This window comes from Pseudoxanthomonas sp. F37, assembly GCF_022965755.1.
Classification (GTDB): Bacteria; Pseudomonadota; Gammaproteobacteria; order Xanthomonadales; family Xanthomonadaceae; genus Pseudoxanthomonas_A.
Window position 1 is genome coordinate 436,331 of sequence record NZ_CP095187.1, and the last position, 13,313, is coordinate 449,643.

Sequence of the window (13,313 nt, forward strand, 5' to 3'; positions counted from 1 at the left end):
CGGCATGTCGGGATACTCGGGTCTGAGAAAAGGGCGCGTCTCCGAGCCCGGTCGGGTCTACCTGGTGACATTCGCGACCATGGATCGTCGGCCGTTGTTTGCGAGTCCGGAGCGGGCCATGGTTGCCTGTCAGGCCATGACATCGACGCGGCTCTGGTATCGCTCAAGGCTGATGTGCTGGGTGCTGATGCCCGACCACTGGCACGGCATGATCGAGCTGGGCGCACTGGACAGTCTGCCGACCTTGGTCCAGCGATTGAAATCCAACAGTGCCAGGATGGTCAGGCTGCGTCATCCGGAAACGGGCCAGGTCTGGGAGAAAGGTTTTCATGATCGCGCATTGCGTGATCCGAATGGGGTGCTGGCGACCGCTCGGTACGTTGTGGCGAACCCGCTTCGTGCCGGGCTCGCTTCTCGTGTCGGGGAATACGCGTGGTGGGACGCGGTCTGGTTGAACAGCAGCGTCACCGCGAAGGCGTGAGGTCCCGTGTCGGAGCATCGCGACTCACGTCACTCCCACGTCGTCTTTCGTTCGTGTCGTCCTCAATCCGCAAACAGCTTCGCCCAACCCGCATGCCCCAGTGCGTCCAGCGTCTTCACGTTGCGTTCGACGATGACGTCGGCATCGGGGAAGGCCTCCACTGCGCGGTCGATGCTGGCTTCGCGCAGCAGGTGCAGGGTGGGGTAGGGGGAGCGGTTGGTGTAGTTGCTGATGTCGTCGGGCATCGTGCCGGCGAACTGGTAGCCGGGGTGGAAGCTGGCCACCTGGATGACGCCCTGCAGGTCCAGCGCCTCGACCGCGGCGTCCGCGTTGTCGAGGAAGTCGTTGTAGTCCAGGAAGTCGGTCAGTACGTCCGGGTGCACGATCAGCGTGGTGTCGACCTGCTCGGGATCGGCGTCGCGCAGCAGCAGCAGCTCCTCGGCCAGTTCCTCCAGCAGGGCTTCAGGCGTGCTGGCATCGCTCAACACCAAGCGCACCTGCTGCTTCACGTACACCGCCTTGGCGAACGGGCACAGGTTCAGCCCGATCACCGCCCGCTCCACCCAGCGGCGCGTGGCGTCGATGGGATCGGGCGCGCGGTCGGCGGCGGCGGGAGACTCAGTCACGGAAGTTGTCGAACTGCAGCGGCAGCTCGAATTCCGTCTTCTTCAGCAGGGCGATGACGTCCTGCAGGTCGTCGCGCTTCTTGCCGGTGACGCGCAGTTTGTCGCCATTGATCTGGGCTTCCACTTTCAGCTTGGCGTCCTTGATGGTGGCGACGATCTTCTTGGCCAGCTTCTGCTCGATGCCCTGCTTGACGGTGATTTTCTGGCGGGCGCCGGCCAGGTTGGTTTCCACCTCGCCGAACTCCAGGCAGCGGGCGTCGATCTGGCGCGCGATCAGGCGCGCGCGCAGGATGTCGGTCATCTGCTTGAGCTGGAAATCGCTGGGCGCGGACTGGGTGATCAGCTTGTCTTCCAGCACGAATTTCGCTTCCACGCCCTTGAAGTCGAAGCGGGTGGACAGTTCGCGGTTGGCCTGGTCCACGGCGTTGGTCAGTTCGTGGATGTTGACTTCGGAAACGACGTCGAAGGAGGGCATGGGGGGATTCCTGGTACCGGGCGCGGAATTCTACCGTGCGCCGGGAAGCGGTACCGCGCCGGGAGGCGGCACACGCGTGGCGCGCCACAGCCCGGCCAGCCTGCGGACGGTCTCGCATGCGAGCAGGGGCACCACCCAGCTGCACCACAGCAAGGTGGCGATCAGGGCCGGCGAGGGCGCAAGCCCGCCCGCGATGGCGAGCGGCAACGACAGGCGGAAGAGGATCGGCGCCAGGGTCACGGCGTAATTGCGGACCATCCAGCGACGATGCCGCTGCACGTCCCCGCGCCTGATCGCGACCAGGCCGGTCAGGGCCGTGGTCAACCAGGCAAAGGCGGTCGCGGAGAACGCGAGGCGGATGGCGAACGGTGCAGGCGAGCTGGCGATCAGTCCGACGGCGCCGGTGGCGGCCACCAGCATGCCGGACAGATAGAGGCGGCCCGCCAGGCGGTGCGGGCGCGGATAGCGGTGGCGCCATTGGGTGAAAAACTGCACGGGCCCCAGCAGCACGGTGGTGAGGCCGCCGGCCAGATGCATCCACAACCATCCTCGTCGCGTCATGAACATGCCGTAGGCGGCGGAATCCAGGTGCCGGTACTTGCCGTAGGCGGCCAGCAGGAACTCGAGGCTGGCGACGCCGAGCAGCAGCCACAGCGCGGCCCAGGCCAGGTGCAGGGCCATTCGGGAGCGGGGCGACGCGCGGGTGGGTGGAGCGGTCCCTGTCATCGGCCTGCCTGCGCGGGTGGGTGGCCGCAGGGTAGCGCAGGCGGGAGGGAACGTGTCCGGCGCAGGCGATAATGGCGCATGGCCACGCCCCGTCCCTCGCTCACGTCCGCCGTCCTGCTCATGCTGGCCGCCGTACTGCTGTTCGCGTTGATGGACGCGGGACTGAAGCTGCTTTCATCGCAGTACCCACCGCTGCAGGTCGCGGCATTGCGCGGGCTCTCGTCGCTGCCGCTGGTCGCGATCTGGGTGTTGGCCACGGTGCCGGCCCGCTCGCTGCTGCGCGTGCATTGGCCGTTGCACCTGCTGCGCGGCGTACTGGGCATCGCGATGATGGCCGGGTTCGTGTACGGCTTGCGCAGCATGCCGTTGTCGACGGCCTATGCCATCACCTTCGTGGCGCCGCTGCTGGTGACGGCGATGGCGGGCCCCCTGCTGAAGGAGCGGGTAGGGGCGGGGCGATGGGCCGCTATCGCCATCGGCCTGCTGGGCGTGCTGGTGATCCTGCGCCCGACCGGCGAAGGCATGCTGACCGGCGGCGGGCTGGCGATCCTGCTCGCGGCGATCTGCTATGCGCTGGGTGCGGTCACCGTGCGCATGCTGGCCCAGCGCGACAGCACGCAGGCGATGGTGTTCTGGTTCGTCGTGCTGCTGTCGCTGGGCGCATGGCTGCTCGCGCTGCCTGCCTGGAAGCCGCTGCAGCCCGTGCACGGCTGGATCATCGCCGGCGTCGGCCTCTCCGGTTCGCTGGCGCAGGTGGCGCTGACCGAGGCCTTCCGTCGTGGCGAGGCCTCGCTGATCGCGCCGCTGGAGTACACCGCGCTGGTATGGGGCGTGCTGTTGGACGTGGCCCTGTGGTCGGTGCTGCCCGATGGCGTGACCTGGATCGGCGCGGGCATCATCGTGGCGAGCGGACTCTATCTGTTGCGGCGGGAGAAGGTGCATGTGGAGGCCGAGCATCCATGACTTCAGGCCCGGGGGATGGCTGCCAAAAGCCATGACACTGGAGGTGCCGTGCCACCTGGAGGAGTCACGATGAGCTTGCGAAGGCACTGTCTTGCCGCCGTGCTGCCTCTGCTGTGCGCGTGCGCGCCGGAGCCGAAGGGGGTGCCGCCGGCGGACACGAGCGCCAGGCGCGTCGCGACGGACGTGTACTTCATCCGCGGACGCTTCGTCGGCGGGGAGCAGCCCGATGGCAACAGCGTAATGCTGCGCGGCAGGACCGGCTGGGTCGTCGTCGATACCGGCCGGCATCCTGCCCATGCGGCGGCCATCGAGGCCTTCGTGCAAGGCAGCGGCGCCCCGCTGGTCGCGGTGGTCAATACGCACTGGCACCTCGACCACGTGGGCGGCAATCTTCCGTTGCGGGCAGCGCACCCGCAGCTCCAGGTGCATGCGAGCAGGCAGGCGACGGTCGAGCGGAACGGATTCCTCGCGCGCTACCGGGCCCAACTCGAGACCCTGCTGCGCGAGCACGTGGACGATCCGCAGGCGCCGGCATGGCGCGAAGAGATCGCACGCATCGACGGCGCGCGTGCGTTCGAGCCGACCCATCCGGTGGACGCGGACGGCATGCGGACCCTCGATGGACGAGCGCTGCGCCTGGGGCTGCGGCGCGATGCGGTCAGCGGTGGCGATGTGTGGCTGTTCGATCCACGCGCGCGCGTGCTGGTCGCCGGTGATCTGGTGACCTTGCCCGTGCCGCTGCTGGACACCGCCTGTCCCGGGGCGTGGGCGGAAGGACTCGCATCGCTGGAGGGTGTTCCGTTCGAGGTGCTGGTGCCCGGCCACGGCGAGCCGATGGGGCGGGCGGACTTCCAGCGTTATCGCACCGCGTTCGGCCGCTTGCTGGCGTGCGCAGCCGGACCCGGCAGTGACGCCGCCTGCACCGACGCCTGGCTTGCCGATGTCGGCGACCTGGTGCCCGTGGCGCAGCATGCGCACGCACGGCAACTGTTGCAGGAGTACTACCTGCCCCAACGCCTGCGCGGCCGACCCGAGCGTCCGCCGTATTGCCCGCGATGATGCGGCTGACCTGCCTTCAGGCATGATGCGGCCATGCCCATCGTCCTGGTCCTGCTGTTCGTTTTCCTGCTGCTCGCCCTGTGGGCGCTGCTGCTCCCGCTCTCGCTATGGCAGCGCTACCGCTATGGACGGGCGCGCCGCATGGCCCGCAGCTGGCTGCTGGCGCTCAACGCATGGAGCCTGCTGGTATCGGTGGCGATCTTCATGGCGGTCAGCGCGTTCGGCCTGTTCTGGTGGCCGGACAGCCTGGCCGGCGCGGGCCTGGGATTGGCTGCGGGCAGCCTGCTCGGCCTGCTGGGCGTAGGCCTCACGCGCTGGGAGGTCGCACCGCAGGGCGTCTTCTACCAGCCCAATGCCTGGCTGGCCCTGTTGCTGGTCGCCATCGTGGCCGGGCGCATCGTGCTGGGGTTCGTGCAGATGGCGCAGTACTGGCAGCGCGGTGGCATGCCGGCGACCCATGCGCTGCTGAGCGGGCATGGCAGCCTGTTGGCGGTGGCCGGCCTGCTGCTGGGCTATTACCTGGTCTATGCGTGGGGCGTGAAGTGGCGCGTCGCGCGACTGCAGCGCCTGCGCGGTCACGGCATGCGGTGATCCATCCGCCCGCAAGAAAAGGCGGCGGGCCCGGGAAGCCCGCCGCCGTATCGGCGCAAGGGAGCGATGGATCAGAAGCGTGCGCCGATACCCACACCCACGACCCACGGGTCGATCGTCAGTTCTTCACCGGTGCCCTGGCCGGCCACGCGCACGCCGGCGTCGCCCTTCATGTAGCGGGCATCCGCGCGCGCGAACCAGGTCTGGTTGATGTTGAAGTCCACGCCCGCGGTGGCGATGGCGCCCTTGGCGGTCTCCAGGCCGATGTGGGCGCCGTCGCCGCCGATGGTCTCGTTGCTGAAGTTGGACTCGTAGTAGCCCAGGCCCACGAACGGGCGCATCACCTGGTCGGCGGTGCCGAAGTGGTACTGGCCGCTCAGCGCGATGGGCTGCTGGTCCACGGTGCCGATCTTGCCGGTGCCATCGGCGCGCACACGGTGGTTGAACTTGTCGGCGGCGCCCCACAGTTCAACGGCGATGTTCGGGGTCGCATACCAGCTGGCGCTGATCACCGGCGCGACGTCGCCGTCGATCTTCAGGCCGGGCGCGGGATCGCGATCGGGCTTGAGGATGGCGGCGCCGCCGACCACGGCGAAGCGCTTGCTGGCGGCATCGGATGTCGTGTCGGTCGTTGCATCCTGCGCCAGCGCAGGCATGGCAATGAGGGAAGCCAGGGCAATGGTGAGGGTACGAATGGATTTCATGCAGGAATCTCCTGATTCTGTTTTCTTATGTCCCCTCCGTGCGGTGCGATGGGTGATGCGCCGTCGCCGTCAGGGCGAGCGCACCGTAACCACCCCTGCATGAATATCTCCTGCTGCGCGACGTGAACCGATCGCAAACACCGCGGAAATATCCTCTTCCTGCGCCCGCATTTCACGGTGTGTGCATGTGGCTGAGCGCACGCGGCGCCTTCGTTCAGTGATCCATGCGATATCCTGGCGCACCGAGGCGGCGGCGCACGTCATGACGCGGGGCCGCGGCTGCGCTACTGTTCGCGCAAACGGAGTGGCCCGCATGGCGAGCAGCAAGGCGAAGACGGTCGACGACTACCTGAAGGAGCTTCCGGAGGACCGCCGGGCCGTGGTGTCGGCGGTACGCGACCTGGTCAACCGGCATCTGCCCGCAGGCTATGTGGAGGCGATGAGCTGGGGCATGATCAGTTGGCAGATCCCGCTCTCGCGTTACCCCGCCACCTACAACAGGCAGCCGCTGGCGTACGTGGCGCTGGCCGCACAGAAGCAGTACTACGCGCTGTACCTGATGGCGTGCTACGCCAACTCCACCCAGGACGTGGCGCTGCGCAACGCGTACGCCGATGCCGGCAAGGCGCTGGACATGGGCAAGAGCTGCCTGCGTTTCAAAGCGCTGGACGACCTGCTGCCCGAGGTCATCGGTGGCGTGGTCGCCTCCACGCCGGTGGACGCGCATATTGCACAATACCAGGCCAGCCGCGCACGGAAGTGACCCGCATGCCCCCCGCAAAACGAAAGTCGCGCACCGGGCGTGCCCGGACCGACCTGCCCACGCCGGGCGACCACCTGACGATGGCGGACCTGGCGAAGGTGGCCGGCGTATCCGCGATCACCGTCTCGCGCGCGCTGCGCGACAGCCCGCTGGTGAACGCGGAAACCCGCGCCCGGGTGCGTGAGGTGGCGCAGCAGTACGGCTACGCCTTCAACGTGAGTGCGCGCAACCTCAAGCTCCGCCGCAGCATGACCGTGGCCGTGGTGGTGGAAATGAAGCCCACCGTCGAGCGGCAGATGTCCGGCCCTTACCCGCTGGACCTGCTGGGGGGCATCACCCAGGAACTCACCTCCACCGGCTACAGCGTGCTGCTGACCTCGCTGCAGGGCGGTGCATTGCCGAACGTGCGGGCCGCCGACGGCGTGATCCTGCTCGGCCAGGGCGCGCACGAGGATGCCATGCACGAAGTGCAGCGCTGGGGACGGCCGATGGTGGTGTGGGGCGCGGTGAGCCGGCACGAATCGCAGATCGTGGTGGGCAGCGACAACCGGCGCGGCGGCGCGCTGGCCGCCGAGCGTTTCATCGCGCTGGGCCGGAGCCGTCCGGCCTTCCTCGGCGATCCCGCGCACGGCGAATTCGCCGAGCGCCTGGAGGGCTTCAGCACCGCGCTCGCGCGGCACGGCATCACGCCGATCGCGCCGACCGTTTCCAGCTTCACCGTCGGTGCGGGAGCCGATGCGGTGCACGCCCTGCTGCAGGCGCACCCGCAGGTCGATGCGTTGTTCGCCGCCAGCGACCTGCTGGCCATCGGCGCGATCCGCGCGCTGATCGAGCGCGGCCGGCGGGTGCCGGAGGACGTCTCGGTGATCGGCTACGACGACTCCCCCTCGGCGCGACCTACGTGCCGCCCCTGACCTCGGTGCACCAGAACTTCCTGGACGCCGGCGTCCTGCTGGCCCGCAAGGTGCGCGCCCTGATCGAGGGCGAGGACGCGGTCTCGGAGACCCTGCCGACCCATCTGGTCGTTCGCACGACCTGAGCGCGTTGCGCTGCTGCATTGCAGCGTCCACCCGGTGGACATCCGGCCGTGCCGCCCGGTGCGCGGCGCGCACCCAGCACGTTGAATTGAAAGGACTTTGTCCGCCTCCGGAGCCCGCTCGGCCAGGCCTTGGAGCCGGGGCGACAGCGTGCTGACATCGATAACTTGACATCGATAACAACGACTTCTAGCGTGCCCCCGCCGTGGTGTCGCCACGGCCGCAACGGGTGGATGAGAGGATGTCGGTGGAACAGAGGCGGACGGACACATCGGAGGGGGACACGGCATCGGGCGCAGGCCTGGCCGATCCCTGGCGGCTGACCCAGCGGGCGTTCGACCCTGCGCGTGCGGCGCGCGACGAAACCCTGTTCGCCCTCGCCAACGGCACGCTGGGCGTGCGCGGTGCACTGGAAGAAGCCGACAGCGCCAGCGACGGCACCTTCCTGTCCAGCGTGTTCGAACAGAACCCGATCCACTACCACGAGCGCTTCCCCGGCTTCACCCGCAGCACCGATACGCGCGTGCCGGTGGCCGAGGGCAAGCACATCCGGCTGCAGATCGGCGATGCGCCGCTGCGCCTGCACCAGGCCGAATGGCTGGACTTCGAGCGCACGCTGGATCTGGCTGCCGGCGCACTCGTCCGCCGCCTGCGCCTGAAGACCGCGCAGGGGCATACCCTGGAAATCCGGGCGCGCCGCGTGGTGCCGCTCGCCGAGCGGGCCTTGCTGGCGATCCGTTTCGAAGTCGCATCCATCGACTACACGGGGCCGCTGACCTTGTGCTCGTCGATCGAGACCGGGCGCCAGGCGGTGCAGCAGGGCGACGACCCGCGCATCGGCGTGCATGGCGGCAAGGGACTGCAGGTGGCCCAAGAGCAGGCGGATGCCGAAGGCGCGCGACTGACCCAGCGGACCCATCACAGCGGTGTCGCTCTGGTCTGCGCCCAGCGGCACCGCCTGTCGCCGGGCATGGTGGCCACCGCCGCGCACGCGGGCGAGGGCAGGGTGGAACAGCGCTTCGCTGCGACGCTGACCGCTGGCGCCTCGGTCGTGATCGAGAAGTACGTCGCCTACGACGATGGCAACGGCCAGGCGGGCGATGGCGTGGACGCGGTGCTGGCACGGGCGCTGCGCGACGGATTCGACGGCATCGCCGGCGCGCAGGCCGACACGATGCGGGCGTTCTGGCAGCGCGCCGGCCTGTCGGTGGACGGCGATCCGGCGGCGGAACTGGCCCTGCGCTTCAACCTGTTCCACCTGCTGCAGTCCGCCGGCCGCGACGGCATCAATGGCACCGCGGCCAAGGGCATCACCGGCGAAGGCTACGAGGGCCATTGCTTCTGGGATACCGAAGCCTTCGTGTTGCCGGTCATGGCGTTCACCGCACCGGACGTGGCGCGCGCGATGCTGATGTACCGCTACCGCACGCTGGATGGCGCGCGCGCTACCGCGCGCGCCATGAACCACCCGCGCGGTGCGCTGTACCCCTGGCGCACCATCGCCGGCCGCGAATGCTCCGCGCACTATCCCAGCGGTTCGGCGGCGTACCACATCAATGCCGCCATCGCCTATGGGATCGGGCTTTATCTCGACGCCAGCGATGATCTCGACTTCCTCAGCGAGGCTGGCGCCGAGATTCTTTTCGAGACCGCGCGCATCTGGCCGCAGGCGGGCCACTTCAATCCGCGGCTCGGCGGTGCGTTCTGCATCCACGAGGTGACCGGGCCCGACGAATACACCACGCTGGTCAACAACAACTGGTACACCAACCGCATGGCGCAGCGGCACCTGCAGCGCGCGGTGGATGCATGGCAGCGGTTGTCGGCGGACCGCCCGCAGGCCCTGCACGCGCTGGCGGCCCGCATCGGGCTGGATGGCGGGGAGGTCGCGCTGTGGCAGCGCGCCGCCGATGCCATGTACCTGCCGGTGGACCAGGCGCTGGGCATCCACCCGCAGGACGACGATTTCCTCGCCAAGCCGCGCTGGCCGTTCCCCAGGCGCGAAGGGCCGCACCGCCCGCTGCTGCTCGACTACCATCCGCTCACCCTTTACCGCCACCAGGTCTGCAAGCAGGCCGACGTGGTGATGGCGATGGTGCTGGCCGGGGACGGCATCGACCTGGGCACCAAGCGCCGCGATTTCGATTACTACGAGGCGGTCACCACCCACGACTCCACGCTGTCCGCACCGGTGTACGGCATCCTGGCCAGCGAGGTGGGGCAGGACGAGAAGGCATGGCACTACTTCGACGCCAGCCTGCGCGTGGACCTGGACGACCTGCACGGCAACACCGACCACGGCGTGCACATGGCGGCGATGGCGGGCAGCTGGCTGGGGCTGGTGCAGGGCTTCGGCGGGCTGCGCATCGCAGGTGGCCATCTGCGGTTCGCGCCCACGCTGCCCAAGGCCTGGAAGGGCTACGGGTTCAACCTGCGTTGGCGCGGTTGCGCGCTGCGGGTGGACGTGGATGCGCGGGGCGTGCGCTACAGGCTGGATGAGGGCGGGCTGCTGGTCTTCGCGCATGCCGGGAGCGAGGTGGTCCTGGAACCGGGGCGGGAGGTCGTGCTGCCGCTCGCCGTGCCGTCGCCCCCGAAAGCCGTGTTCCCGCGCGCCTGCCAGGCCCTGATCTTCGACCTTGACGGCGTGCTGACCGACACCGCGCATACGCACTACCGGGCCTGGAAGCGGCTGGCCGATGGCATCGGCGTGCCGTTCGACCTGCAGGTCAACGAGCGGCTGAAGGGTGTCGACCGCATGGCATCGCTGGAGATCATCCTGGAACGTGCGCCGCGCGCCTACAGCGCAGACGAGAAGCGCGCGTTGGCCGACACCAAGAACGGCTACTACGTGCAGGAAATCGCGAAGGTGGGCCCGCAGGACCTGTTCGATGGCGTGCGCGGGGTGCTCGATGCGGCGCGTGCGGCCGGCTTGAAGCTGGGCCTGGCGTCCGCCAGCCGCAACGCGCCGGCGCTGCTGCAGAAACTGGGCATCGCCGACTGCTTCGACTACATCGCCGACGCCGGCCGCATCGTCCGCGCCAAGCCCGATCCGGCCATCTTCCTGGATGTCGCCGCCGCGCTGGGCGTGCCCGCGCAGCTGTGCATCGGAGTGGAGGACGCCGCCGCGGGCATCGAGGCCATCCATGCGGCGGGCATGGCCGCCATCGGCATCGGCGATGCGCGCGCGCTGCGCCATGCCGATGCCGTGATCCCCCGCATCGCCGATTTCGACCTGAGGACGTTCGTTTCGCCTTGACCGCACGTGGCCACAGAAGCCGCGGCGGCAGACCACCACCATCACAACATGCAGTACCCCGGAGGGAGAGACCATGCCGTACCGCAAGCCACACCTGATCCGCTATGCCCTGTCCGCCGCCATCGCGGCCGCTCTTGCGCCCACCGCCGTGCTGGCCCAGCAGGCCGCCCCCGCGGACCCGCCGCGCGATGCGACGACGCTGGATGCCGTGGTGGTGTCCGGTACCGCCACCGCCGGCGGCGTGCGCAAGCTGGAAGCCAGCTTCAACATCGTCACGGCCAACGCCGAGCAGATCAGGCAGGCCAATCCGAAGAGCACCGCCGACCTGCTGAAGATATCCCCGGGCATGTGGCCCGAATCGACCGGCGGCCAGACCGGCGCCAACATCGAGATCGCCGGCTTCCCCGGCGGCGGGGATGCGCCGTACTTCTCCACGCTGCTGATGGGCTCGCCGCTGTACGGCATGCCCACGCTCTCGTTCTTCGAGACCACCTCGATGTTCCGCCTGGACGACACGGTGGAATCGGTCGAGATCCTGCAGGGCGGTCCGTCGGTGGTGTTCGCCGATGGCCAGATGGGCGCGAGCGCCAACTTCTTCCTCAAGACCGGTACCGACGAGCCCTCCGGCAGCGTGGGCCTGACCTACGGCAGCGAAGGCCTGTGGCGGCTGGACGGCTTCTTCGGCTTCAAGGTTTCGGAAAACTGGTACGGCAGCATCGGTGGCTTCTGGCGCGAGTCCGATGGCGTGCGCGACCCGGGCTTCAAGGCCGACAAGGGCGGCCAGCTGACCGGCACGCTGTCGCGCGACTTCGACAACGGCAGGCTGACCCTGTACGCACGCTACCTCAACGACAAGAACCAGTTCATCACCCCCATCCCACTGATCCAGCGCGGCAAGGACGATTTCAGCGCCTACCCGGGCTTCGATCCGCTGAAGGACACCTACTACAGCCGCGCCATCCAGCATGTGCGCCTGCCCAACTACCCGGGCGGCCCGGTGGAGGCGGACCTGGCCGACGGCCGCGGCGCCGATGTGGTGTTCGCAGGCGGCAACTTCGACTACTCGTTCGGCAACGGCTGGTCGATCAGCGACAAGTTCCTGTTCACCCAGGGCGACATGGACACCAACGCGTTGTTCTCCGGCAACAATCCGGCGACGCTGCAGGACATGCTGTACACCGCCGGCACGCCGGGCGGTTTCCAGCTGCCGGCCGGTTCTGCGACGGCCAACTATGTAGGCGGAGGCGCGGTGCCGCTGACGCAGAGCGTGATCCAGCAGGGCTGGTGGTACATCCACAAGGAACTGAAGGCCTTCAACAACGACTTCCGCCTGAGCAAGGACCTGTTCGAGGGCAACACGCTGACCATCGGCCTGTACGTCAACCACTATTCCATGAGCGACAAGTGGTCCCTCGGCAACCAGATGCTGATGACCAACGAGCCCAATGCCACGCCGATCACCGTCAGCTATGTCGATGGCGGGCAGACCTACCAGCGCACCGACAGCCAGGGCTTCGCCGATTTCGGCGGCTACCACATCGCCCAGAACGGCAGCGCCACCAATACCGCGCTGTACCTGTCCGATTCCTGGCGGGTCGGCAAATGGCTGCTGGATCTGTCCGGTCGCGTCGAGAACCAGGATGCCACCAGCAACGTGTGCAACCGCAGCTCGTCCGGTCCGGGCGGCCTGGACGGCGACCCCAACACCCTGTACGACAACAACGTGGAAGTGTGCAACGGCACCTTCGCGCGCAACGTGTACGACAAGACGCACCCGTCGTGGACCGCCGGCGCGAACTACGCCTTCACCGACCGCATGTCGGCCTACGGGCGCGTCAACACCGGCGGCCACTTCCTGGACTTCGACAACGGCATCCGCGGCACGACCAACGACAACTATCCGCCCATGCAGAAGATCCGCAACTACGAGGTGGGCTTCAAGTACCAGTCGCCGCTGCTGTACGCCGATATCAGCGCCTACCGCCGGGTGTTCACCGGTCTGCTGTACCAGCCGACCAACGGGCTGGGCACGCCGGTGGGCGATCCGGCGATCTACGGCTCCGATTCGGTGGGCGTGAACTTCATCGGCGCACTGACGCCGATCGACAACCTGCGCCTGCAGCTGGTGGCCAACTACCTGGATGGCGAGTACACCGACTACGATGCCTGCGTGCCGTACACCGACATCAACGGCACGAGCCAGTGCGCCACCATCGAAGGCCAGCAGTTGCAGCGCCAGCCGAAGTTCCGCGCCATGTTCACGCCGAGCTACCGGATCGAGGCCGCGTGGGGCGACGTCACGCCCTACATCACCTACACCTACGTGGGCGACCACACGCAGGACCAGTCCGGGCTGCAGCAGCTGGGTTCCTACCAGACGCTGGACTTCGGCGTGACCGCCAACGTGGGCGAGAACTGGCAGTTCAATCTGCGCGGCACCAACATGACCAACGAGCTGGGCCTGACCGAGAGCAATTCGCGCATCTTCGGCTCGGCGACCACGGCCGGTGGCGTGCTGCTGGCGCGGCCGCTGGAGGGCCGCGAGGTCAACCTGCAGGCCAAGTACAGCTGGTAAGCGCGGCCGGGGACGTCTCCCTCCTCTCCCGGGAGGCGTCCCCCGTCGCACCGGGGG

At 68.3% G+C, this 13,313-nt stretch carries 13 protein-coding genes; 9 read left to right on the forward strand and 4 right to left on the reverse strand.

Features of this window, described 5'->3' with window-relative positions; genetic code table 11:
• Positions 1-4: 4 nt before the first annotated feature.
• Positions 5-481, forward strand: a complete 477-nt coding sequence (locus tag MUU77_RS01945) for a transposase (RefSeq protein WP_245090998.1) — start codon at positions 5-7, stop codon at positions 479-481.
• A gap of 62 nt (positions 482-543) precedes the next feature.
• Here MUU77_RS01945 and MUU77_RS01950 read toward each other — a convergent pair whose 3' ends face one another.
• From MUU77_RS01950 to MUU77_RS01960, 3 genes are read right to left on the reverse strand one after another with little or no spacing between them, the layout of a single operon-like run.
• Positions 544-1,107 (reverse strand): DUF1415 domain-containing protein, encoded by a 564-nt coding sequence (locus MUU77_RS01950; protein ID WP_245091000.1) that lies wholly within the window; start codon positions 1,105-1,107, stop codon positions 544-546.
• Positions 1,100-1,582 (reverse strand): YajQ family cyclic di-GMP-binding protein, encoded by a 483-nt coding sequence (locus MUU77_RS01955; protein WP_245091008.1) that lies wholly within the window; start codon positions 1,580-1,582, stop codon positions 1,100-1,102. The genes MUU77_RS01950 and MUU77_RS01955 overlap by 8 nt, the downstream gene beginning before the upstream one ends.
• 30 nt (positions 1,583-1,612) lie before the next feature.
• Entirely contained in the window at positions 1,613-2,263 is a 651-nt protein-coding gene (locus tag MUU77_RS01960; RefSeq protein WP_245091010.1) for a DUF2306 domain-containing protein, read from the reverse strand.
• 123 nt (positions 2,264-2,386) lie between these two features.
• Here MUU77_RS01960 and MUU77_RS01965 point away from each other — a divergent pair, with 123 nt between their 5' ends.
• From MUU77_RS01965 to MUU77_RS01975, 3 genes are all read left to right on the forward strand, one after another.
• Positions 2,387-3,271: a DMT family transporter gene (locus MUU77_RS01965; RefSeq protein WP_245091012.1), complete on the forward strand. Its 885-nt coding sequence runs from the start codon at positions 2,387-2,389 to the stop codon at positions 3,269-3,271.
• Positions 3,272-3,340: 69 nt separating this feature from the next.
• The gene (locus MUU77_RS01970; protein ID WP_245091014.1) at positions 3,341-4,330 is read left to right on the forward strand and encodes an MBL fold metallo-hydrolase; all 990 of its coding nucleotides are present in this window, start codon (positions 3,341-3,343) and stop codon (positions 4,328-4,330) included.
• A gap of 33 nt (positions 4,331-4,363) precedes the next feature.
• Complete coding sequence (locus MUU77_RS01975; protein ID WP_245091016.1) at positions 4,364-4,921, forward strand: DUF1453 domain-containing protein; 558 nt, start codon at positions 4,364-4,366, stop codon at positions 4,919-4,921.
• A 71-nt stretch (positions 4,922-4,992) separates the two neighbouring features.
• Here MUU77_RS01975 and MUU77_RS01980 read toward each other — a convergent pair whose 3' ends face one another.
• Positions 4,993-5,625, reverse strand: coding sequence for an OmpW family outer membrane protein (locus tag MUU77_RS01980; protein ID WP_245091018.1), 633 nt, complete (start codon positions 5,623-5,625; stop codon positions 4,993-4,995).
• A gap of 313 nt (positions 5,626-5,938) precedes the next feature.
• Here MUU77_RS01980 and MUU77_RS01985 point away from each other — a divergent pair, with 313 nt between their 5' ends.
• The 5 genes from MUU77_RS01985 to MUU77_RS02005 all read left to right on the forward strand — a co-directional run bounded on the left by MUU77_RS01985 (position 5,939) and on the right by MUU77_RS02005 (position 13,256).
• Entirely contained in the window at positions 5,939-6,388 is a 450-nt protein-coding gene (locus MUU77_RS01985; RefSeq protein WP_245091020.1) for a DUF1801 domain-containing protein, read from the forward strand.
• A gap of 5 nt (positions 6,389-6,393) precedes the next feature.
• On the forward strand, positions 6,394-7,302 hold the full coding sequence (locus MUU77_RS01990; RefSeq protein ID WP_245091022.1) for a substrate-binding domain-containing protein: 909 nt from the start codon (positions 6,394-6,396) through the stop codon (positions 7,300-7,302).
• Positions 7,290-7,427, forward strand: a complete 138-nt coding sequence (locus MUU77_RS01995; protein WP_245091024.1) for a hypothetical protein — start codon at positions 7,290-7,292, stop codon at positions 7,425-7,427. The genes MUU77_RS01990 and MUU77_RS01995 overlap by 13 nt, the downstream gene beginning before the upstream one ends.
• 239 nt (positions 7,428-7,666) lie before the next feature.
• A complete protein-coding gene (gene pgmB / locus MUU77_RS02000) occupies positions 7,667-10,681 on the forward strand; it encodes a beta-phosphoglucomutase (protein ID WP_245091026.1) in 3,015 nt (1,004 codons plus the stop codon).
• Positions 10,682-10,754: 73 nt separating this feature from the next.
• Entirely contained in the window at positions 10,755-13,256 is a 2,502-nt protein-coding gene (locus tag MUU77_RS02005) for a TonB-dependent receptor (RefSeq protein WP_245091028.1), read from the forward strand.
• Positions 13,257-13,313: the final 57 nt, after the last annotated feature.